The sequence below is a fragment of the Pseudoalteromonas aurantia genome, from assembly GCF_005886875.1.
Classification (GTDB): Bacteria; Pseudomonadota; Gammaproteobacteria; order Enterobacterales; family Alteromonadaceae; genus Pseudoalteromonas; species Pseudoalteromonas aurantia_A.
Map to the genome: position 1 here is coordinate 55,894 of NZ_PNBY01000036.1, position 21,487 is coordinate 77,380.

Below are 21,487 nucleotides of genomic sequence, written 5' to 3' on the forward strand. Positions count from 1 at the left end.
GGTTAGATCACGCGTTCTTTTATATCGATATGCTGCCAGTCATTTAGAATTTCTTGTTTCTTGAAACACGCATTATCATGGTCATTGACCATACCAGATGCTTGCATATGGGCATATACTGTTGTAGGTCCTAGAAACTTGAATCCACGCTTTTTTAAATCTTTAGCGAAGCGTACGCTCACTTCGCTGGTGGCTGGGTAGTCCTCTTTACTCTTAATATTATTAACAGTGATCTGATAATCTACAAACTGCCACTGATAGCGTGCAAAACTTCCAAATTCACCTTGAATCTTTATAAATGCCTTCGCGTTATTAATTGTCGCAAGTATCTTTAATTTGTTTCTGACAATGTCTGTGTTATCCATGAGGCGGCTTACGTCGCAAGTGGTCATTTTAACAACGTCTTTGACGTTAAACTGATGAAATGCTTTTTTATAACCTTGGCGTTTTTTTAAAATCGTATACCAACTGAGTCCTGCCTGTGCCGACTCTAGTGTAATAAACTCAAAGAGTGTTTGATCATCAAACACTGGAACTCCCCATTCATTATCATGATAAGCAACATAGTCAGGTTTTGTCGGGTCAAGCCATAGACAGCGAGTACACATAAATGGATCTTATAAATTAACTAAGCACATAAGGTGAGATTACCATTAAAACTCACTAGCGCCTAAGTGCTGTTGTTGGGGTCAATTAATTACGCACATCGTGCGCTTATTGTCATTCACTCGATCAGAGTATTGAAAAGAGGCATCACTACTGCTGAATAGATGCTGTTACTGGCTGTTATAAAGTAGGTTGTTTTGGGCAATATTAATACGAAATACGGGAGACTTATTGTCGTAAGTCAAAAAAATGTCACGCGTTATTTTACGCTAATCACATGATAATAAAGAAAAATAAAACTGGCATGATGTGTGCTTTATTCACTTCAGTAATTTTATTTGAGAGTTTTTATTATGGCTTTAGCGCATATATTAAACCCGAGCTTTTCACCTGCTACGCAATATAACCCTTGCTTGTTGCAAGAGGCATATGTGGGAGAGTTGAGCGACCTTCGCCAACAAGCAAGTTGGCTGAGCCACTTAGTCGACACGATGCCTGCGGGTGTTGTGGTCTTAGATGGTCAAGGAATGATAGCTAAAGCCAATCAAATTGCGATAGACATGCTCGGAGAACCCTTAGAAGGTGAGAAGTGGTTCAATATTATCCAGCGGTCTTTTTGTCCACAACAAGATGATGGACATGAAGTTTCACTCAAGGATGGGCGGCTTATTAAGTTGGATATTTCGGCGCTAACGCCTGAACCAGGCCAACTTATCTTGATGACGGATCTAACTGAAACAAGACAGCTTCAATCTAGAATGGCACATATGCAACGGCTCAGTGCCTTGGGCAAAATGGTTGCGTCTTTGGCTCACCAAGTACGGACACCTTTGTCAGCAGCCATGCTCTATGCTGCTAATCTGGGCAGTAATAAAATGCTGGGTTCAGCCAGAGTTCGCTTTCACGAAAAATTAATGTCACGACTCAAAGATTTAGAGTCTCAAGTCAACGATATGTTGTTATTTGCAAAAAGTGGCGAAGAACAAGTGGTTGAAAGTGTATCAATGCAGCAGTTACTTACCGAAGTAAAGGCCGGTTCAGATGCCATGGTTACAATGCACGATAGTGTACTAGAGGTCATTTTACCAGAACCTGATATTGCTGTGATTGGTAATAAAACAGCTTTAGCGGGAGCAATTCAGAACTTGATCCACAACAGTGTGCAAATCATTGGAGAGCATGCGCATGTTGTTGTATGTGCTGAACGTGATGTAGAGACTGAACGAGTACGGATCTCGGTATCGGATAATGGCCCGGGCATTGATGAAGCGATGAAAGGGAAGCTGTTTGAACCTTTCTTCACGACTAAAACACAAGGTACTGGCCTTGGACTTGCAGTGGTTAACTCGGTTGCTAATTCTCATAAAGGATCTGTAGAGGTGTGTAACCTCACTAGTGGTGGTGCACAATTTAGTTTGTTGTTGCCAATTTCATTTGCTATGGAACAATTGGAGGCTGTATGAGTCATTCTATTTTAGTGGTTGAAGATGATGCCGGTTTACGCGAGGCGTTACTCGACACATTACAGTTAGCAGGCTTTGAGTGCGTAGAAGCGTCGAGTGCAGAAGAGGCTGTTATGCTCCTAAAAAAGCAAAGCTTTTCTTTAGTTGTGAGCGATGTTCAAATGGGAGCTATGAGCGGTATAGATTTACTGCGAACCATTAAGCTAAATTACCCCGATTTGCCAGTATTGATGATGACAGCGTATGCGACGATAGACGATGCTGTCGAAGCGATGAGGTTAGGCGCTATTGATTATATGGCTAAGCCCTTTGCTCCTGAAGTGCTTTTAAATATGGTAAGTCGTTATATGCCTGAAAAAGCAAAAGAAACAGACGGACCCATTGTTGCTGATCCACAAAGTATTCAATTATTAGAGTTAGCAGCGAAAGTGGCTAAATCTGATGCAAGTGTAATGGTATTAGGGCCAAGTGGTTCAGGTAAAGAAGTACTCGCACGTTATATTCACGATAAGTCAGACCGTGTCGACGCCCCTTTTGTTGCCATTAACTGTGCTGCAATCCCTGAAAATATGCTTGAAGCAACGCTATTCGGTTATGAGAAAGGGGCATTTACAGGGGCTATCCAAGCTTGTCCGGGTAAATTTGAGCAGGCACAAAATGGTACTATTTTACTTGATGAAATCACGGAGATGGAACTGGGTTTACAGGCTAAATTATTACGCGTGTTACAAGAGCGTGAAGTAGAAAGGCTCGGCGGGCGAAAAACCATTGAATTAAATGTAAGAGTACTGGCTACAAGTAACCGAGATTTAAAAGAAGCCGTCGCAAAGGGTACATTTAGAGAAGATTTATATTATCGCTTAAATGTCTTTCCACTTATGTGGAAGCCTTTGCAGCAGCGTCCGGGTGATATTATTGTTTTGGCCGAACATTTGGTCGCGCGTCATTGTGCCAAATCTGCTCAGGTCACGCCAGTTTTGAGTACCGAAGCAAAAGCGAAGTTGTTGGCGCATAGCTGGCCTGGTAATGTGCGTGAGTTAGATAATGTGGTGCAAAGAGCGCTCATATTGTTGCAAGGCAATAAAATATCAGAGCAAGACATATTTATCGAAAATACAGAAACCTTTGATGTTGCAGAGCCGGTAAACGTGAATAGTACTGAGACGGTGGAACTAGATTTGCAGCTAGAATCAACAGTAGACTCATATGCGCAAAATCAAGGCACTGATTACAAAAGTGAGCTGCAAGACAAAGAACATCAAATTATTTTAGACACCCTTTCACGTTATCAAGGCAAGCGTAAAGATGTTGCTGAGGTACTGGGGATGAGCCCTCGAACACTTCGATATAAACTAGCCAAAATGCGTGATTTAGGGATCGCCTTACCAGCGTAACTACACCTTTACCTTCCTTAGTTATAAGAGCCAGCCCTGTCTGGCTCTTTGGCTGTCAATAATGTGACACAATAAGATCTTTGTAACTCCATGTATTTAAAGTTTTATTTTTGGCATGATTAATGCTTTATCTCTATGTAACAAATTTACAGGATCAGCATTATGAACATTCAACCTAACGCTTTATATCAAGAAATGCAGTCACTCGCGGTTGAGGCGACTCGCAATAAACCCGACACCATTGTACCAACGCAAACTGCTGCAACGTCGTCAGCGCAATTTGGTGATTTATTATCAGATGCAATTAATACTGTAAGTGGCTTGCAAAAAGATGCAAAATCAAAAGTAACGGCGCTCGAAATGGGTGATCGTAGTGTATCATTATCACAAGTGATGATAGCTTCTCAGAAATCTTCAGTGGCATTTGAAGCAACAGTGCAGGTTCGCAATAAGCTTGTTGAATCGTATAAAGAAATCATGAGTATGCCAGTTTAATTATATTGGGTAGTGGAGAGTAACTGTGGCAACGAATCAATCAACCGAATTGGCTTTATCCGATGGCGCGACTGGCGACAGTGGATCTGAAGACCAACAAGAACAAAAATCAGGCTATTTGAGTGGGTTAAATGGCGTTGATATGTTGCGTCAGGTTACTCTTGTAATCGCATTGGCTATTTGTTTAGCTATCGCGATTTTCATTATCATTTGGGCTCGCCAACCTGATATGCGTCCGCTGGGTCAGTATCCTACTGATGAGCTAGTTCAAACACTTGATTTTCTAGATGCTCAAAAAGTTGAATATGAGCTGGATGGCAACACGATCATGGTTGCTGAAAATGACTATCAAAATATTAAACTTAAAATGGCACGAGATGGCTTTACCCAATCACCAAGCTCGGGCACTGATATCTTAATGCAAGATATGGGCTTTGGTGTGAGTCAACGTCTTGAAAGAGAGCGCTTAAAGCATAGTCGTGAACAGCAATTAGCGCGCACGATTGAAGAGCTTCAAGATGTTTCTAGGGCTAAAGTATTATTAGCTATTCCTAAAGAAAACGTATTCGCAAGACGAGAGAAAAAACCGTCGGCGACCGTGGTGCTGACTTTAAAACGTGGCAGAACTCTCGGAGGTGAAGAAGTCGATGCCATTGTTGATATTATTGCTTCAGCGGTACAGGGTTTAGAGCCTGCTCGAGTTACTGTGACTAACCAAAATGGACGTTTATTGAATTCAGGGTCGCAAGACTCATTAGCTGCACGTTCACGCAAAGAATATGACATTGAGCGTAAGAGAGAACAAGAATACTTAGAAAAAATTGACAGCATTTTGATCCCAGTCGTTGGCTTAGGCAAATTTACTGCGCAAGTTGATTTAACCATGGACTTTAGCTCTATTGAAGAGACGCAAAAGCGTTTCAATCCAGATCTGCCGGCAGTACGAAGTGAAACCACATTTGAAGAAAATAATATTGGGGGGTTAGCTGTTGGGATCCCAGGTGCTTTGACGAACCAACCACCAGTAAATTCGAATATTCCGGAAGTTGCCGGGCAAGGTAATGCCCGAAACGGTGCAAACCCAAGTCGTACACACAAAGAAGCTACGCGCAATTATGAGTTAGATACCACTATTAGTCATAAGCGCCAGCAAACCGGTGTAATCCGTAGGATCAGTGTATCAGTAGCTGTAGATTATTTGGCAAAAGCGAATGCAGAAGGTACCGTAATTATGGCGCCGCGCAGCCAAGAAGAGATTAATAACATCAGACGCTTATTACAAGGTGGTGTTGGCTTTGATATGCAACGTGGTGATGCCTTAGAAGTTGTTACAGTCCCATTTGTACGAGAAGATATTTTAGAAACTGCAGAACTGCCCTTGTGGGAGCAAGAGTGGTTTATGAAAACGATGCGCTTAGTGATGGGGGCACTGGTCATTATTGTTTTAATATTAGCAGTTGTGAGACCTATGCTGAAACGCCTGATTTACCCAGACGATACACTAGAAGAGTTTGATGAGGATTCGCTGACGTCAGGTGTTGACTTAGGTGATAGCACACTTGACATGTTAAATAATGATTTTGACGCAGCAGCAGTTGGTTTCTCATCGGACGGTACATTACAATTACCTGACTTACATGGCGACGAAGACTTACTTAAAGCAGTACGAGCTTTAGTCGCGAATGAGCCTGAACTCTCCTCACAAGTAGTGAAAGCGTGGTTAACTGAAGATGACTGATGAAGAACAAAAACAATTACCTGCAACCTTTGATGTTGAAAAGTTGGATGGTGTCGATAAAGCAGCAATTTTACTATTAAGCCTGACAGAGGAGGATGCTGCTCAAATATTAAAACACCTTGAGCCAAAGCAAGTACAAAAAGTGGGTATGTCGATGGCGGCTTTGGATGACTTATCACAGTCAAAGATAAGTGCAGTTCATAACCTATTTATCGAACAAATACAGAGCTTTAGTACAATTGGATTTCAGTCCGAAGACTTTATTCGTAAAGCATTGACCGCTGCACTAGGTGAAGATAAAGCTGCCAGTTTAATCGATCAAATCGTGATGGGATCTGGGGCGAAGGGCTTAGATTCACTGAAATGGATGGATTCTAAGCAGGTTGCTAACATCATTCGTAATGAGCATCCACAAATCCAAACCATCGTACTGTCTTATTTAGAACCTGAGCAATCAGCTGAAATATTGTCTCAGTTTCCTGAAAAGGTGCGTTTAGACTTAACTATGCGTATAGCTAATTTGGAAGAAGTACAACCTGCGGCACTACAAGAGCTTAATGAAATCATGGAGAAACAGTTTGCAGGTCAAGCTGGTGCTCAGGCAGCTAAAATGGGAGGGTTGAAGGCCGCTGCTGATATTATGAACTATCTAGATACTAATGTTGAAGGGCAGTTAATGGATTCAATAAGAGAACACGACGAAGAAATGTCGCAGCAAATTCAAGATTTAATGTTTGTCTTTGAAAATCTACTGGATGTCGAAGATAGAGGGATCCAAGCGATATTACGTGAAGTACAGCAAGACGTATTGATGAAAGCGATTAAAGGTACAGATGATGCGCTCAAAGATAAGATTTTAGCTAATATGTCGAAGCGAGCGGCTGAGATGATGGTAGATGATTTAGAAGCAATGCCACCTGTGCGAATAAGCGAAGTGGAAGCGGCGCAAAAAGAAGTACTCTCAACGGCCAGAAGATTAGCCGATTCTGGTGAAATCATGCTTGGTGGCGGCGGCGGTGAGGAGTTCTTGTAAACGATGAGTGATCCAAAGTTCTACAAAGGACGACCAATCGAAGGCGAAGCATTAGACGAATTATTAAAAAATTGGCCAATCCCAGATGTCTCTGATGATCCAAAGAAATACGCAGGTCGGTCAACGGCTTTTGGACAGCCTCTAGAAGACATATTTCAAAAGCCTGATGACAAAAAGAATGTAGAGCCAGAAGCACAAGAGCCTGAATTTCCAACACTGACAATGGAAGAGCTTGAGCAAATTCGTCAGGATGCGTATGAAGAAGGGATCAAGCAAGGCCATGAGCAAGGTTACATTGATGGCTTTGACAAAGGCGTTAGTGAAGGAAAAGAAGCGGGTTATAAAGAAGGCGTAGACATTGGCAAGCAACAAGGGTTAGATGATGCCAAACCTCTCATTGAAGATAAATTACAGGTGCTATCCCAACTGGTAAATGATTTAAATGCACCATTGAGGCAAGTTGATGAGGCATGTGAAAAGCAGCTCGTTTACCTCGCCAATTTATTGGCGGAGGCCGTGATTTTCCAAGAGGTGACGACTAAGCCTGAGCTCATCTTATTGGCTTTGAAAAAAGCCATGGACGCATTACCCATTGCCGAGCAAACCGTAAAAATTCACTTAAATCCGGAAGATATAGAAATCGTCAAAACAGCGTATGGTGAAGAAGAGCTTGAAAAGCAGCAATGGCAATTAATGGCGGAACCAACCTTAGATAGAGGGGGCTGTGAAGTTAAAACGACACAGTCATCTATTGATATGACGTTAAAAACACGGATAAAAGAAATATTGGATAAATTCTTGCATAATAGTGGTATCTAGTGATGATCATTGAATCCATTTATGAGTCTAAGTAGTCCTTTCGCAGAACGAATAGCACGTTATAAAAATCACATTCCACAATTCTCAGTACCCGTTGCAGGTAGCTTAACACGGGTTGTTGGGCTCACATTAGAAGCTAAAGGCTTGATAGCCCCGGTAGGCAGTCAATGTAAAATCGAGACCATTAGAGGGTTTGTTGATGCTGAGGTGATTGGTTTCAATAATGACATGTTATATCTCATGCCCAATGACCATATTTCGGGTGTATTGCCCGGTGCGCGTGTTATTCCACAATTAAATGAAACAGGCTTACCAGTCGGAATGGGTCTTTTAGGTCGTGTAGTCGATGGCCTTGGGCGACCGTTGGATGGCCTAGGTAATATCGATGCACAAGAGACGTTAAAGTTTGCTCAAGAGCCAATTAATCCCCTTGCTAGACGACCGATAAAAGAGCCAATGGATGTTGGTGTTAGAGCAATCAACTCAATCATTACCGTTGGACAAGGCCAGAGAATGGGGCTATTTGCTGGTAGTGGTGTGGGGAAATCTGTTTTATTAGGAATGATGACGCGCGGCAGTGAAGCTGATGTTATTGTTGTTGGTTTGGTTGGCGAGCGTGGTCGAGAAGTAAAAGAATTTATTGATGAAATCTTAGGTGCTGAAGGGCGAAAGCGTTCAGTGGTGGTCGCTGCGCCTGCAGATGCATCGCCTTTAATGCGCTTAAAGGGGTGTGAAAGTGCGATAACAATTGCAGAGTACTTCCGAGATCAAGGCTTAAGTGTATTGTTATTACTTGACTCGGTTACTCGCTATGCCATGGCGCAAAGAGAGATTGCGCTTGCGGTTGGAGAACCACCAGCCACTAAGGGTTATCCCCCCTCGGTTTTTGCTAAATTACCTGCGTTGGTTGAAAGAGCGGGTAATGGGGGAGAAGGGCAAGGATCGATCACCGCATTTTTTACCGTATTGAGTGAGGGTGACGATATGCAAGACCCTATCGCTGACGCGGCACGCGCTATTTTAGATGGTCATATTGTGCTATCACGAGAACTTGCTGATAGTGGACATTACCCCGCGATAGACATTGAGAAGTCAATTAGTCGTGTCATGCCACAGGTTGTGTCAGAAAGCCATATGCAACAAGCAAGGGTATTAAAACAGGTCTATTCTATGTATCAGCAGAACAAAGACATGATCACGTTAGGGGCTTATCAGCAAGGCAGTGATCAAATGTTAGATCAGGCAATAAATATGATGCCAACAGTGAATGCTTTTTTACAGCAAGGCATGAAAGATGTATTAAATTACGATGAGTGTTTACAGGGGCTCGCACAATTATTGGGGCAAGGCTAATGGCATCAGATAAATTAGCGCTACTTTACAAATTGGAAAGTGAAAAAGAAGAAAATTTGAAAGTAAATTATGTGCAAGCGCAACAGCACCTATCAGCGAATCAGCAAAAGCTTAAAGGCCTTAATGATTTTCGGTTAGAGTATACACAGCAGTTACACTTAAAAGCACAGAATGGCTTACAAACGAGTGGTTTTAATCAGTATCAGGCGTTCATAAAAAAAATTGAAGAGGCTATAAAACAACAGGCTTCTACTGTGATGACGGCACAGCAAGTTGTAGAACAGCGTAAGAAAATTTGGCTTGCTCAGCAAGTTAAAGCCAAAGCGATCGAAATGCTTATGAATAAGCGTGCATTGGAAAAGCAAGCGCGTATAAATAAAGCTGAACAAGTTATGTTAGATGAATTTGCAACAAATCAATTTATGCGTCGAAAAGCGAGCTAAATTGGCGTGTTAATTGCTTTGATAAAATAAGTTATTCAATGTGCGGCCTTCTCTTGCCGTCCAAGTACAGGTGATTATATGCTCAATGTGAAATCAGATTTGGCCTTACTCAACGCAGAATATTCTGAACGGCTCATTAGTGAAGAACAAAAATCGTCAGAAGCTGATGAGGAGTTTGCTCAGGAGCTAAGTAAATATGAAGAGCATATAGCTTGTCAACATAGAGACAAGCATGAGGGTGCCTATGACAGTGAAGTACATAGTCAGAATCATTCAGCGGATGAGGCCTCACGCTCTGGCGATGTTGAATTTGAGCAAGTGAAATCAATGTCGGCTAATGAAGGAGATAATACAGACTTCTTAGCACAGATAAATGCCGCGCAACAACAAAGCACTTCTATACAAAGTCATAGCGATGAAGAAAGTCCCGCTTCGACATCTCAGTTGTCGCAAGTCGCTCAGGCAATAGAAAAAGCGAAACAGGGGCAAGCCCAGCAAAGCATGCCTTCCCTTGAAACGGGTGCAGTTAAAAATTTGAATCGTGAATTGGTAGCAAAAGAGCAAACGGTTGTCTCGGGCAAAGACGAAAAGAAAATAATGGAAGTCTTTGCGAGTAAACAAGGTGTTGTTGATCCAAAAGTAGTTAACGCTTCTGAAAAAGCAAGTGTAGGGGCCGAGGCAGTCCAAATAAAAGACATGACAAATAAATCTGATGGACGCACGAATTTAGGTTCGCTTTTGGTAAATAAAGATCAAATCCAAAAGGGTTCCATTGATGAGCAGCCTAAACATCAAGGCGGTGTAACAATTGATGTGTTAAATCGTAAAGATGAGCACAAAATTGATGTTGATAATGTGAGTGTAAATAAGGCCAGCCCGAATGAACAAACTGCTGGTAAAAAGGGACTACTCAATGGCATAGAAGCGCGTATTACCCCACCTTCCTCTGATACAAAGCCCATAGCACTGTTACAGCAGGCTGAGTCGACTCTGACTGATGAACTTGGCTACCCACAATTAAGTGGCACAGATAAAAAAGCCCTAGAATCGTTACTTCGTGATGCCATTGAAAGCGGTAAGTTATCGAGCGAAGGCAGAAAGCAAGCTGAATTGACATTACAAGCGATGAAAAACTTAGACAATGAGAAGCTTGATAAAACGATGCTTAAGGACGAAGCTGAGCTGCCATCTGAAGTGACAGTAGAGCAGCGCCAAGGTGAGACTAAGCCTGTCGCAAAAAAAACGGATGTAGCACAGTCCCCCTTGAACGCAGTAAAAGTGGGCGATGAGTCTGCTCGTAGTTATGAAGTAAAGGCACTGCAAGAACAAAACCTTAAAGACCAACAAATAGTTGATGAGTTGATATACAAATCAGATGTAGCCACGAATAAAGCGCCGGTCAGTACTCAGGTTGAACAATTATTCAAAGCTGTAATGCAGCCTACTAATTCACAAATGCATTCGACCCAAGTTCAGAGTAATACCGGCTTGAGTGACTTTAACACGACAATTCAAATGTTAGATTCAGTGCAAAGTCAGCAAGTGAATCAAAATCAACAAAGTATGCTCTCGGGTAAGGTCATGGCAGATCCTGAGGTTCAGCAAGCGATAAACATGGCACGTAATGATGCAGCTAAAGTACTACAAGAAAAAGTATCTATGATGCTGAACTTAAACAACAAGCAGGCGGAAATACGATTAGACCCACCAGAGCTTGGTAGTATGCAGATCCGCATTAGGAGTGATGCGGAACAAGCTCAGGTTAACTTTGTGGTGCAAAATCAGCAAGCAAAAGAGGTGCTTGAGCAATCTATGCCTAAACTGAAAGAAATGCTAGCTGAGCAAGGCATTGAATTGGGTGAAAGTAATATACAGCAAGAAAACTCAAGTGCTGAACAGGAACAAAGTGATAACAATCAACAACAAGGGCATTCAAAGCTTGCTAATCACAATGACGAAGCGCAAAATAGCCCACAATTGGTCACTAGCAGATCAGATGAAGGATCAGGAATAGATTACTATGCGTAACAGCTGCTATGATATAAATAGAAACCTAGTGATTTTGCATCACTTTTAAGGATTGGTATGGCAGAAGAAACAGATTTAGAGATAGAAGAAGCGGGTGGTGGGAAGAAAAAGCTCATCATTATCATTGCAGCAGTTGTTGTAATTTTGGGCGGTGTAGCTGGGTTTTTTCTGATGTCAGGGTCGGACGAGCCTGTTGAAACACTGGAAGAAGAAACGGCAATGGTGGAGACCCCAGCTTCTGGTGGAGCGACCGCTGAAACAGGCAGTGCACTTTACGTTGCAATGCCAAGGCCATTTGTTTTTAACGTACCGGGTGCAAGTCGAGATAGGATTGTACAAATTAAGGTACAGCTCTTAGTCAGAGGAGATGGTAATGAGGAAATTGCAAAGAAGCATATTCCTTTAATTGAGGGAACACTTTTAAGTGTATTTTCTACAACCACCGCAGATGAGTTGAGCACTAGCGCAGGCAAAGAAACGCTTAGATTAACCGCATTGGATAAAGTACAAGCGGCAATGGAAGGTGTCGAGGGTAGCAAAGTCGTTGAACGGGTTTTGTTTACTGGCTTTGTAATGCAGTAGTGAGGGTTTACGGTGAGTGATTTATTATCTCAAGACGAAATTGATGCGCTATTACATGGCGTTGATGAAGTTGAAGAAGAAGAAGTAGTCGATGGTGAGGACGGAGAGCCCTCTAACGCTCTACAATATGACTTTTCATCACAAGATCGGATTGTGCGTGGTCGCATGCCGACGCTTGAGATTGTTAATGAACGCTTTGCGCGCCATATGCGGATCAGCTTGTTTAATATGATGCGTCGAACAGCTGAAGTGTCGATTAACGGTGTTCAAATGCTGAAGTTTGGCGAATATATCCATACTTTATTTGTACCAACTAGTTTGAATATGGTGCGTTTTCGTCCGTTAAAAGGCACTGGTCTTATTACCATGGAAGCGCGTTTAGTCTTTATTCTAGTAGACAACTTCTTTGGTGGAGATGGGCGCTATCATGCAAAAATAGAAGGTCGAGAATTTACTCCAACAGAACGCCGTATTGTTCAAATGCTCTTGAAGATTATATTTGAAGACTACAAAGAGGCGTGGGCGCCCGTAATGGATGTCTCTTTCGAATATTTAGATTCAGAAGTAAACCCTGCAATGGCTAACATTGTAAGCCCCACTGAGGTCGTTGTTATAAGCTCTTTTCATATCGAGCTTGATGGCGGTGGCGGCGATTTTCATATTTCTTTGCCTTACTCAATGCTAGAGCCTATTCGTGAATTATTAGATGCCGGTGTGCAATCTGATACAGAAGATACGGACTTACGCTGGAGTAAAGCATTGCGTGATGAAATTATGGATGTTGAGGTTGAGCTATCAACTCAATTACTTGAAGTAGACTTATCGCTAGAGCAAATTATGGAGCTAAAAACGGGTGATGTTATTCCGGTTGAAATGCCTGAACACATTACTGTTTTTGTTGAAGAGTTGCCAACATACCGTGCAAAAATGGGTCGCTCTCGTGACAATATTGCTTTGCAAATTAGCGAAAAAATTAAGCGTCCAGAGTCTGTTAAATCTGAGCTACATGTATTTACCAAAGGCGGTAAAAAATTGGACTCGGATGCAGAACTGGCTGAGTTAGAAGAAGATTTACACTTGTCTGATGGCGTAGACCTCGACTGGTGATCATTGATTTAATAAGGTTTAAATAGTATGAGTGATGATCAAGATACAATGGATGAGTGGGCTGCCGCGTTAGCTGAAGCTGATGATAGCGCTCAAGGCGAAGAACCTGAAGTAGCTGAACTTGATGAACTAACAGATGCATCCGGTAGTTTATCGGCTGATGAAACTCGAAAACTTGATACCATTTTAGATATTCCCGTTACCATTTCTATGGAAGTGGGTCGTTCAAAGATAAATATCAGAAATTTATTGCAGCTCAACCAAGGATCTGTGGTTGAATTGGATCGTGTCGCGGGAGAGCCGTTGGATGTATTGGTAAATGGCACTTTGATTGCACATGGTGAAGTCGTTGTGGTAAATGATAAATTTGGTATTCGTTTAACAGACGTGATCAGTCAAGTAGAACGTATTAAAAAGCTACGATGAACAGACTGCTACTCTTACTTTTATTATTCCCCTGTGTGGCTCTTTCTTCCACACAGACCGTAGGTCTAAGCTCTGAACTCGTATCAGTGGCCTTGTCCTTACTTATGGTTGTATTGTTGATCATTGGTTTAGGTTTTTTTTTAAAAAAGCTGAATCCAAATATTGGGAATAATAGAGACTTTAAAGTTGTGAGAAGTTTGCCACTGGGTACGAAAGAGCGTTTGCTTGTTGTAGAAATTGACGGTAAACAATTGCTCCTAGGTGTAACTCCACAAAATATCAATTACTTACATCAGTTAGATACTCCCTTAGAAGTACAAACTGCCCCAGCTTTTGCCAAAGAGCTAAGCCGCTTTTTAACAATGAACCATAAAAATAATAAGAACACTTCTGATGATTAGATTATTCTTTATTGCGCTTATGCTGATGATCTCACCACATGTTGCAGCCGAAGGTATTGATGCCTTGAGTATTACGACAAATCCAGATGGTTCTCAAGAGTACTCTGTAACATTGCAAGTATTGGCAATAATGACAGCGATGAGTTTCATACCAGCCGCTGTGATTATGATGACGTCATTTACGCGAATTATTATTGTGTTGGCTATTTTGCGACAAGCTATTGGACTTCAGCAGTCTCCCTCCAATCAAATCTTATTGGGTATGTCTCTGTTTTTAACGTTTTTTATTATGGCGCCTATTTTTGGGCAAATAAACGATGATGCAGTACAACCTTATTTGAATGAGAAGATGACATCGATTGAGGCACTAAACGTAGCAAAAGAACCGATTAAAACATTTATGCTGTCGCAGACTCGAATTAAAGATTTGGAAACATTTGCAAAAATAGCCGGTTACGACAAGCTAAATGCGCCAGAAGACACGCCTTTTATGGTCATTATTCCTGCATTTGTGACCAGTGAATTACAAACGGCGTTTATTATTGGTTTTATGTTTTTTATCCCGTTTTTGATAGTTGATTTAGTGGTTGCCAGTGTCTTGATGGCAATGGGTATGATGATGCTGTCGCCTATGATTGTTTCTCTTCCGTTTAAAATTATGCTTTTTGTCCTTGTTGATGGTTGGGGGCTGGTGATGGGGACCCTCGCACGTAGCTTTGGTTTAGGGACTTGATATGGAACCTGAAGTATTTGTTGATATATTAAGTGATGCATTATTCTTAGTGATTAAACTTGTTGCGGCAATTGTACTTCCGGGGTTAACAATTGGCTTAGTCGTCGCAGTGTTTCAAGCTGCGACGTCAATCAATGAACAGACGTTAAGCTTTTTACCTCGACTAATTATTACGATATTAGCTTTGATAGTTGGTGGACATTGGTTAACACAAGAGTTAATGGATTTCTTTAAAGGCTTAGTACTCATGATCCCTGAAATTGCAGGTTAATATGGAGTTCCCGTTTGCAATTATCATCCAATGGTTGAGCGATTTTTTATTACCTCTAGTACGAATAAGCTCGATGATTATGGTCATGGCAGGATTGGGAGCCCAAACAGTGCCAACTAGGATAAAGCTTGGGCTTTCAGTGACCGTTACCTTTGCTGTGGTACCAGTACTACCACCTGCTCAATTTACCGAGCTATTTTCATTGTCTATGATTTTTGTCGTGATCCAGCAAATGATCATTGGTATTGCGATTGGCTTCGCATCTTTATTGTTACTTAATACATTCATTATTGCAGGGCAAATATTAGCAATGCAAACAGGTCTTGGTTTTGCCTCTGTCGTCGACCCTGCAAACGGTTTGAGTGTGCCAGCCGTTGGTCAATTTTATCTTATTTTAGCGACCTTTTTATTTTTTGTATTTAATGGCCATTTGATGATGTTGCAGATGGTGGTGTTTAGTTTTGAAACATTGCCGATTAATGGCCAATGGTTAGTTGTTGATAATTATTGGCAGATAGTAAACTGGGGCGGATGGATGTTTACGACTGCTTTAGCTTTGTCGTTGGCCCCCCTAACAGCTATGCTAGTGATTAATATCTCCTTTGGTATTATGACTCGAGCTTCGCCTCAAATGAATATATTTGCCGTTGGCTTTGCGTTTACTCTAGTAGCGGGTTTGACAATTATATGGGCTACTCTGGGAAATTTTATTGTGCAATATGAGTTTCAGTGGCTGAAAACTGTTGAATTAATGTGTAACTTAATTGGGTGCTCGGTGTAGTGTATGGCAGAAGATTCCGGTCAAGAAAAAACAGAAGAGCCCACAGGGAAAAAAATTGAGGAGTCGCGAAAAAAAGGTCAAGTAGCTCGCTCGAAAGAATTAGGGACGACTTTTGTTCTGATTTTTTCGGCTATTTCACTTTTGATGTATGGGCCTGCGATTGGTAAGGGTCTATACAACATTATGGGCCGTGCATTAACGCTCAATCGGAACGAAACATATGACACAACAAAGATGTTCTCAATTTGGGGGGAAATGTTCTCTGAATTAATCTTTCCGATGTCGATGTTTGTTTTTATAATTGTTATCGCTGCTTTTATAGGTAATACGTTATTAGGCGGTTTTAATTTTAGTTGGCAAGCGGCTGCTCCCAAAGCAAGTAAAATGTCACCAGCGAAGGGAATTAAGCGAATGCTTGGGCCTCAAGCGGGTATTGAACTAATTAAGGCTCTGTTGAAATTTGTACTTGTAGCTGGCTTTGCCATATTTCTCATCAACACGTTCTTTTATGAGATACTTCACCTTAGTGTTGAGCAAGTACCAAGTAGTATTGTTCATGCGTTGGAGATTTTAGCGTGGATGTTTTTAGCGTTGAGCTGCACGCTTATTATTATTTCTGCAATTGACGCCCCTTACCAAAGCTATAATCATCATAAACAGCTTAAAATGACGCTTCAAGAAGTAAAAGATGAATATAAGAACTCTGAAGGTGATCCGCAAATAAAAGCGCGTATAAGGCGGACACAGCGAGAGATGTCGCAGCGCAGAATGATGCAAGATGTCCCCGATGCTGATGTGATTGTGACTAACCCGACACACTATTCAGTTGCGTTAAAATACGATACAGAAAAGGCGGGTGCGCCAATCGTAATTGCTAAAGGGGTAGATGAACTCGCTATGCAAATTAGAAAAGTCGCCATAGGTAATGAGGTACCTATTGTTGAATCTCCGGTTTTAACGCGCTCTTTATATCACACAACAGAAGTGGGACATCAAATACCTGATCAACTATTTACTGCGGTCGCACAAGTCTTAGCGTATGTTTTTCAATTAAAGCGTTTTCAAAAAGGTCGAGGCAAGCGCCCCATCGGTTTGAGTGATGACTTGCCTATTCCTAACGAATTAAAACACTAAAACCACCTCTTTGTGTCTGATCCATGTGATGAGGCCATGAACAGCACATTTATCAAAAAGTGACGATTATTCTAAGAACGTCCATATTGTGAGTCTCCACGATATGGCGCGTAACTTGCTTTAACTAATTAGTGTCAAATTTTTGTAGTCAGTAAGTAATGGATTTTAAAGCGTTTTTACAGCAAATCAACAGAGATAAAAAAGACTACGCCAAAGGCGTAGGAACCCCTCTAATGGTATTGGCTGCACTGGGCATGGTAATATTACCTCTACCCCCATTCTTACTAGATATTCTTTTTTCCTTCAATATAGCATTAGCGCTCGTCGTTTTACTTGTGACTGTGTACACAATGAAGCCACTTGAATTTGGCATGTTCCCTGCTGTTTTATTGATTGCCACGATCATGCGACTCGCACTCAATGTCGCAAGCACACGTGTAGTGTTGTTAGAAGGTCATAACGGTGGGGACGCAGCCGGTAAGGTAATAGAAGCATTCGGATCGGTGGTCATCGGTGGAAATTATGCTGTGGGCTTAGTTGTATTTTTAATTCTTATTATTATTAATTTTGTGGTAATTACAAAGGGAGCTGGGCGTATATCTGAAGTGTCAGCTCGTTTTACTCTAGATGCCATGCCAGGAAAACAAATGGCCATTGATGCTGACTTGAATGCGGGGTTTATTAGTGCGGATGAAGCTCGTGCAAGGCGAGATGAAGTAACCCGGGAAGCTGACTTTTATGGCTCTATGGATGGTGCGAGTAAGTTTGTTAAAGGTGATGCAATAGCGGGTATTGTGATCTTAGCGATTAATATTATAGGTGGTCTTTTTGTCGGGATGATCCAGCATGATCTTTCTTTTGGTCGAGCGATGGAGGTCTATACTTTATTAACAATTGGTGATGGCTTAGTCGCCCAGCTTCCCTCATTGTTGCTTTCCATTGGTACGGCGATTGTTGTAACCAGACAAAATGAATCCCACAATATGGGGGACCAATTTAAATCTCAGCTAGGAAACGAAAAGTCACTTTTTATCGCAGCGGCTATTTTAATTGTGATGGGGTTGGTACCAGGGATGCCACATGTCGCTTTTTTAAGTCTAGGTGCACTGTTGGGGTACCTTGCATATTATACACAAACACAAAAAACCAAAGCTGAAGAAGAGAAAAAGGCGGAAGAGACTAAAGGTGGTGATGTTGCGGCACGTAAACAAGACCAAAAAGAGTTAGGCTGGGATGATGTACAACCTGTTGATGTTATTGGCTTAGAAGTGGGCTACCGTTTAATTCCATTAGTAGACCAAGCGCAAGGAGGTGAGTTACTGAGTCGTATTAAAGGTGTTCGTAAAAAGCTGTCGCAAGAGCTCGGTTTCTTGGTACCACCAGTTCATATTAGAGATAACTTAGAGCTGGATCCTAATGCTTATAATATTACTTTAATGGGAGTCGGTTCTGGGGATGGCGAATTAAAGCACGGTGATGAGTTAGCAATTAACCCAGGCCAAGTATTTGGACCTATCAATGGTGTTGCCACAACTGACCCTGCATTTGGCTTAGAAGCTGTTTGGATAAAACCAGATCAAAAAGATGAAGCCCACTCATTAGGTTACACTGTAGTAGATGCTGCGACAGTCGTTGCGACCCACATTAGCCAATTACTGACAAATAATGCGTCTTTATTACTAGGTCATGAAGAGGTTCAAAACTTGTTGGATATATTAGCAAAAACCCACCCTAGATTAGTCGAAGGACTAGTACCAGATATTTTGCCTTTAACAACTATCGTAAAAGTCCTGCAAAATTTACTTAATGAAGGCGTAGCAATTCGCGACATGCGTTCAATTGTACAGACCCTAGTTGAGTATGGTCCTAGAAGCCAAGACCCAGATGTATTAACGGCCGCAGTGAGGATAGCACTGCGCCGACTGATTATTCAAGACGCAGTTGGGGGGGCTGAAGAAATCCCTGTCATAACATTGGCGCCTGAGTTGGAACAGATGTTGCATCAGTCACTTCAGAACGCAGGTGATGAAGGGGCGGGTATTGAACCAGGCCTTGCGGAGCGGCTTCAAGAATCGTTAAGAGAAGCGCATCAAACGCAAGAAATGTTAGGTGACCCGTCAATTTTATTAACCTCAGGTATGTTGAGAAGTGTGCTCTCAAGATTTGTGAAACATACAATACCTGGACTTCGAGTGATGTCATATCAGGAAGTACCAGATGAAAGACAAATCAAGATTGTGAGCTCAGTTGGACAATAATAGGACTCAAGGGGTTGTAACATGAAAATTAAACGTTTTTTTGCTAAAGATATGCGTACAGCATTAAAAGAAGTCAAAGAAGAACTTGGCGTTGATGCAGTGATCATGTCAAATAAAAAATTGGCAGATGGTGTTGAGATAGTTGCAGCTGTGGATAATGACCGAGAGGTGGTTAAACAACCAGAAGCGTCACCGCAAGCCCCTACGGCCGCTATAAAACCGCAATCACAAGCATCAAGAATCGTGCGGCCTGAGCCTCAACGCGCTCGCCCTGAGCCACAAGCACAGGTGGCTGATAGTTTACAAGCGTTATTGGAACGCCAAGCCCCCCGTCCTCGTTCCCCCGAGCTTGCTTCTATGTTTTCTCAATCAGGAATTGATACAGAACAAGTATTTAATAAACCAGCAAATAAATATGAGCAATATGTGCCTAATCAGTCTCGCGTTGAGCCGCAAAATTACGCTAGACATTCGCCGCAAAAGCAAGCACAACCCCGTCAAAATGATATTTCAGCGAGAATACACTCTGATAGTTCAGATTGGCAGTTCTGCGATGAACTGGACTCTGGCTTTGGCGACGACATGACGAAAGCAAATACTGCAGCTAAACCTGATGAAATGACATCTATGCGTGAAGAGATGAATGCAATTCGTCAATTATTAGAACATCAGGTTTCAGGTTTAATGCAGCAAGATATGGCGCGTAGAGATCCAACAAGAGCCTGCTTAACTGACCGACTCCAAGGTATGGGGATCGATGCTGAAGTCGCTGAGCAAATGGCATGCTTTATACCTGATGATGTTTCTCGAAAAGAGGCGTGGAATGCGTTATTGAGCATGGTGGTCAACCAGATGCACACAACTAACAATGATATTTTACGTCAAGGTGGTGTTTATGCGCTAGTTGGACCTACAGGTGTAGGGAAAACGACGACGGTAGCGAAGCTCGCAGCGTTAGGGGCTCAGAAATATGGCGCTGATAAAGTTGCTTTAATTACAACGGATACATATAGAATTGGGGCGTATGAACAACTTGCGACGTATGGCCGTATTATTGGTTGTCCAGTAAAGCAGGTAAAAGATGCTAATGAATTAGCGGAAGTTTTATATCATTTACGTAATAAGCGTCTAGTATTAATAGATACTGCGGGCATGAGTCAAAGAGATTTGCGTTTAACAGAGCAATTAAATACGTTAATGCGCAGCGCACGTGTAGATATTAGAAGTTATTTAGTGTTGAGTGCCACGTCTCAGATGCATGTATTGCAAGAGTCAGTGCGTCATTTCCAAAAAGTGAATTTAAGTGGTTGTATTTTCACAAAACTTGATGAATGTCTAAGTTTAGGTGAGATTATTAGTATTGCGATTCAAAATCGCTTGCCAATAGGGTATCTTACCAATGGTCAACGAGTGCCTGAAGACATTCGAGTGGCAAATGCTCAAAAGTTAGTCAAAAAAGCTGAGCAATTGTATTTAAAGAGAATAAAAGCACAACATTCAAGGCGTGAAGCAGTGGCGTCTCAGACAGTAGGAATGTATGATTAACACAGTTTTAGATCAAGCAAGTGGCCTGCGTAGGATGAATCAAAATAATAACCATGGTGTAAAAGTCATTGCCGTTACCGGAGGTAAGGGGGGTGTTGGGAAAACCAATGTGTCGTTGAACACAGCTATAGCGCTAGGCCAACAAGGCAGTAGAGTACTGGTTTTAGATGCCGATTTAGGCTTAGCAAATTGTGACGTTATGTTAGGTTTGCGTGTTGAAAAGAATTTATCACATGTGCTTTCGGGCGAGTGTGAGTTAGATGAGATTCTGGTTGAAGGGCCAGCAGGCATTAAAATTGTGCCTGCTACATCCGGCTCGCAAAATATGGTTGAGCTAACTCCGGCTGAACATGCTGGACTAATTCGTGCTTTTAGTGAGCTAAATACCGAGTTTGATATACTCATTGTAGATACCGCTGCGGGTATTTCAGATATGGTTCTGAGCTTTTCTAGAGCGGCCCAAGATGTGATGGTGGTTGTATGTGATGAACCTACATCAATAACTGATGCCTATGCACTAATCAAAGTGTTGAGCAGAGAGCACGGCGTTTACAAATTTAAAATAGTTGCCAATATGGTGCGAAGTTTAAGAGAAGGGCAAGAATTGTTTGCTAAACTGTCAAAAGTGACGGACAGATTCTTAGATGTGGCACTTGAGTTAGTTGCAACGGTCCCTTATGACGAAAATATGCGAAAATCTTCGCGTCGTCAAAAAACAATTGTTGAACTATTTCCAAAATCTCCAGCTGCGGTTGCATTTCGTGGTTTGGCAAGCAAGGCCGTCAAATGGCCTATACCACATCAGCCATCAGGTCATTTAGAGTTTTTTATTGAACAACTTGTCAATGGGTAATTATGGCATCATCGGTGGGTAAAG

21 protein-coding genes are annotated in these 21,487 nt (G+C 41.8%); 20 read left to right on the plus strand and 1 reads right to left on the minus strand.

Features of this window, described 5'->3' with window-relative positions; genetic code table 11:
• Positions 1–2: 2 nt before the first annotated feature.
• Positions 3–608: a DNA-3-methyladenine glycosylase I gene (locus CWC18_RS08545; RefSeq protein WP_138590491.1), complete on the minus strand. Its 606-nt coding sequence runs from the start codon at positions 606–608 to the stop codon at positions 3–5.
• Positions 609–959: 351 nt separating this feature from the next.
• Here CWC18_RS08545 and CWC18_RS08550 point away from each other — a divergent pair, with 351 nt between their 5' ends.
• From CWC18_RS08550 to CWC18_RS08645, 20 genes are all read left to right on the plus strand, one after another.
• A complete protein-coding gene (locus CWC18_RS08550; RefSeq protein ID WP_138590492.1) occupies positions 960–2,069 on the plus strand; it encodes a sensor histidine kinase in 1,110 nt (369 codons plus the stop codon).
• Positions 2,066–3,463: a sigma-54-dependent transcriptional regulator gene (locus CWC18_RS08555; RefSeq protein WP_138675089.1), complete on the plus strand. Its 1,398-nt coding sequence runs from the start codon at positions 2,066–2,068 to the stop codon at positions 3,461–3,463. The genes CWC18_RS08550 and CWC18_RS08555 overlap by 4 nt, the downstream gene beginning before the upstream one ends.
• A gap of 162 nt (positions 3,464–3,625) precedes the next feature.
• Entirely contained in the window at positions 3,626–3,958 is a 333-nt protein-coding gene (gene fliE, locus CWC18_RS08560) for a flagellar hook-basal body complex protein FliE (RefSeq protein ID WP_119861819.1), read from the plus strand.
• A 25-nt stretch (positions 3,959–3,983) separates the two neighbouring features.
• Entirely contained in the window at positions 3,984–5,696 is a 1,713-nt protein-coding gene (fliF, locus tag CWC18_RS08565) for a flagellar basal-body MS-ring/collar protein FliF (RefSeq protein WP_138675090.1), read from the plus strand.
• Positions 5,689–6,729, plus strand: a complete 1,041-nt coding sequence (gene fliG / locus CWC18_RS08570) for a flagellar motor switch protein FliG (protein WP_138590497.1) — start codon at positions 5,689–5,691, stop codon at positions 6,727–6,729. The genes fliF and fliG overlap by 8 nt, the downstream gene beginning before the upstream one ends.
• Positions 6,730–6,732: 3 nt before the next feature.
• The gene (fliH, locus tag CWC18_RS08575) at positions 6,733–7,548 is read left to right on the plus strand and encodes a flagellar assembly protein FliH (RefSeq protein ID WP_138590499.1); all 816 of its coding nucleotides are present in this window, start codon (positions 6,733–6,735) and stop codon (positions 7,546–7,548) included.
• Between the two features lie 21 nt (positions 7,549–7,569).
• Positions 7,570–8,901: a flagellar protein export ATPase FliI gene (gene fliI, locus CWC18_RS08580; RefSeq protein WP_138590501.1), complete on the plus strand. Its 1,332-nt coding sequence runs from the start codon at positions 7,570–7,572 to the stop codon at positions 8,899–8,901.
• The gene (fliJ, locus tag CWC18_RS08585) at positions 8,901–9,344 is read left to right on the plus strand and encodes a flagellar export protein FliJ (protein ID WP_138675091.1); all 444 of its coding nucleotides are present in this window, start codon (positions 8,901–8,903) and stop codon (positions 9,342–9,344) included. Before fliI ends, fliJ begins: the two co-directional genes overlap by 1 nt.
• Positions 9,345–9,422: 78 nt before the next feature.
• The gene (locus tag CWC18_RS08590; RefSeq protein WP_138590505.1) at positions 9,423–11,372 is read left to right on the plus strand and encodes a flagellar hook-length control protein FliK; all 1,950 of its coding nucleotides are present in this window, start codon (positions 9,423–9,425) and stop codon (positions 11,370–11,372) included.
• A 57-nt stretch (positions 11,373–11,429) separates the two neighbouring features.
• A complete protein-coding gene (gene fliL, locus CWC18_RS08595) occupies positions 11,430–11,954 on the plus strand; it encodes a flagellar basal body-associated protein FliL (RefSeq protein ID WP_119861825.1) in 525 nt (174 codons plus the stop codon).
• Between the two features lie 12 nt (positions 11,955–11,966).
• Positions 11,967–13,061 (plus strand): flagellar motor switch protein FliM, encoded by a 1,095-nt coding sequence (gene fliM, locus CWC18_RS08600; protein ID WP_138590507.1) that lies wholly within the window; start codon positions 11,967–11,969, stop codon positions 13,059–13,061.
• Positions 13,062–13,088: 27 nt separating this feature from the next.
• Positions 13,089–13,487, plus strand: coding sequence for a flagellar motor switch protein FliN (fliN, locus tag CWC18_RS08605; protein WP_138590509.1), 399 nt, complete (start codon positions 13,089–13,091; stop codon positions 13,485–13,487).
• Complete coding sequence (gene fliO / locus CWC18_RS08610; protein WP_249348216.1) at positions 13,484–13,888, plus strand: flagellar biosynthetic protein FliO; 405 nt, start codon at positions 13,484–13,486, stop codon at positions 13,886–13,888. The genes fliN and fliO overlap by 4 nt, the downstream gene beginning before the upstream one ends.
• On the plus strand, positions 13,881–14,621 hold the full coding sequence (fliP, locus tag CWC18_RS08615; RefSeq protein WP_138590511.1) for a flagellar type III secretion system pore protein FliP: 741 nt from the start codon (positions 13,881–13,883) through the stop codon (positions 14,619–14,621). Before fliO ends, fliP begins: the two co-directional genes overlap by 8 nt.
• A 1-nt stretch (position 14,622) precedes the next feature.
• Positions 14,623–14,892 (plus strand): flagellar biosynthesis protein FliQ, encoded by a 270-nt coding sequence (gene fliQ, locus CWC18_RS08620; protein WP_138590513.1) that lies wholly within the window; start codon positions 14,623–14,625, stop codon positions 14,890–14,892.
• 1 nt (position 14,893) lies between these two features.
• Positions 14,894–15,673, plus strand: coding sequence for a flagellar biosynthetic protein FliR (fliR, locus tag CWC18_RS08625; protein ID WP_138590515.1), 780 nt, complete (start codon positions 14,894–14,896; stop codon positions 15,671–15,673).
• Positions 15,674–15,676: 3 nt separating this feature from the next.
• On the plus strand, positions 15,677–16,807 hold the full coding sequence (flhB, locus tag CWC18_RS08630) for a flagellar biosynthesis protein FlhB (protein ID WP_138590517.1): 1,131 nt from the start codon (positions 15,677–15,679) through the stop codon (positions 16,805–16,807).
• Positions 16,808–16,965: 158 nt separating this feature from the next.
• Entirely contained in the window at positions 16,966–19,065 is a 2,100-nt protein-coding gene (gene flhA, locus CWC18_RS08635; RefSeq protein WP_138590519.1) for a flagellar biosynthesis protein FlhA, read from the plus strand.
• A gap of 21 nt (positions 19,066–19,086) precedes the next feature.
• Positions 19,087–20,610, plus strand: coding sequence for a flagellar biosynthesis protein FlhF (gene flhF, locus CWC18_RS08640; RefSeq protein ID WP_138675092.1), 1,524 nt, complete (start codon positions 19,087–19,089; stop codon positions 20,608–20,610).
• Positions 20,603–21,463: a MinD/ParA family ATP-binding protein gene (locus CWC18_RS08645; protein WP_119861833.1), complete on the plus strand. Its 861-nt coding sequence runs from the start codon at positions 20,603–20,605 to the stop codon at positions 21,461–21,463. Before flhF ends, CWC18_RS08645 begins: the two co-directional genes overlap by 8 nt.
• Positions 21,464–21,487: the final 24 nt, after the last annotated feature.

What these genes read in the sequence shown, in the direction of transcription:
- CWC18_RS08545 (WP_138590491.1), bottom strand. Translation starts at nt 608, where the DNA reads ATGTGTACTCGCTGTCTATGGCTTGACCCGACAAAACCTGACTATGTT.
- CWC18_RS08550 (WP_138590492.1), top strand. Translation starts at nt 960, where the DNA reads ATGGCTTTAGCGCATATATTAAACCCGAGCTTTTCACCTGCTACGCAA.
- CWC18_RS08555 (WP_138675089.1), top strand. Translation starts at nt 2,066, where the DNA reads ATGAGTCATTCTATTTTAGTGGTTGAAGATGATGCCGGTTTACGCGAG.
- fliE (WP_119861819.1), top strand. Translation starts at nt 3,626, where the DNA reads ATGAACATTCAACCTAACGCTTTATATCAAGAAATGCAGTCACTCGCG.
- fliG (WP_138590497.1), top strand. Translation starts at nt 5,689, where the DNA reads ATGACTGATGAAGAACAAAAACAATTACCTGCAACCTTTGATGTTGAA.
- fliH (WP_138590499.1), top strand. Translation starts at nt 6,733, where the DNA reads ATGAGTGATCCAAAGTTCTACAAAGGACGACCAATCGAAGGCGAAGCA.
- fliI (WP_138590501.1), top strand. Translation starts at nt 7,570, where the DNA reads ATGAGTCTAAGTAGTCCTTTCGCAGAACGAATAGCACGTTATAAAAAT.
- fliJ (WP_138675091.1), top strand. Translation starts at nt 8,901, where the DNA reads ATGGCATCAGATAAATTAGCGCTACTTTACAAATTGGAAAGTGAAAAA.
- CWC18_RS08590 (WP_138590505.1), top strand. Translation starts at nt 9,423, where the DNA reads ATGCTCAATGTGAAATCAGATTTGGCCTTACTCAACGCAGAATATTCT.
- fliL (WP_119861825.1), top strand. Translation starts at nt 11,430, where the DNA reads ATGGCAGAAGAAACAGATTTAGAGATAGAAGAAGCGGGTGGTGGGAAG.
- fliN (WP_138590509.1), top strand. Translation starts at nt 13,089, where the DNA reads ATGAGTGATGATCAAGATACAATGGATGAGTGGGCTGCCGCGTTAGCT.
- fliO (WP_249348216.1), top strand. Translation starts at nt 13,484, where the DNA reads ATGAACAGACTGCTACTCTTACTTTTATTATTCCCCTGTGTGGCTCTT.
- fliP (WP_138590511.1), top strand. Translation starts at nt 13,881, where the DNA reads ATGATTAGATTATTCTTTATTGCGCTTATGCTGATGATCTCACCACAT.
- fliQ (WP_138590513.1), top strand. Translation starts at nt 14,623, where the DNA reads ATGGAACCTGAAGTATTTGTTGATATATTAAGTGATGCATTATTCTTA.
- fliR (WP_138590515.1), top strand. Translation starts at nt 14,894, where the DNA reads ATGGAGTTCCCGTTTGCAATTATCATCCAATGGTTGAGCGATTTTTTA.
- flhB (WP_138590517.1), top strand. Translation starts at nt 15,677, where the DNA reads ATGGCAGAAGATTCCGGTCAAGAAAAAACAGAAGAGCCCACAGGGAAA.
- flhA (WP_138590519.1), top strand. Translation starts at nt 16,966, where the DNA reads ATGGATTTTAAAGCGTTTTTACAGCAAATCAACAGAGATAAAAAAGAC.
- flhF (WP_138675092.1), top strand. Translation starts at nt 19,087, where the DNA reads ATGAAAATTAAACGTTTTTTTGCTAAAGATATGCGTACAGCATTAAAA.
- CWC18_RS08645 (WP_119861833.1), top strand. Translation starts at nt 20,603, where the DNA reads ATGATTAACACAGTTTTAGATCAAGCAAGTGGCCTGCGTAGGATGAAT.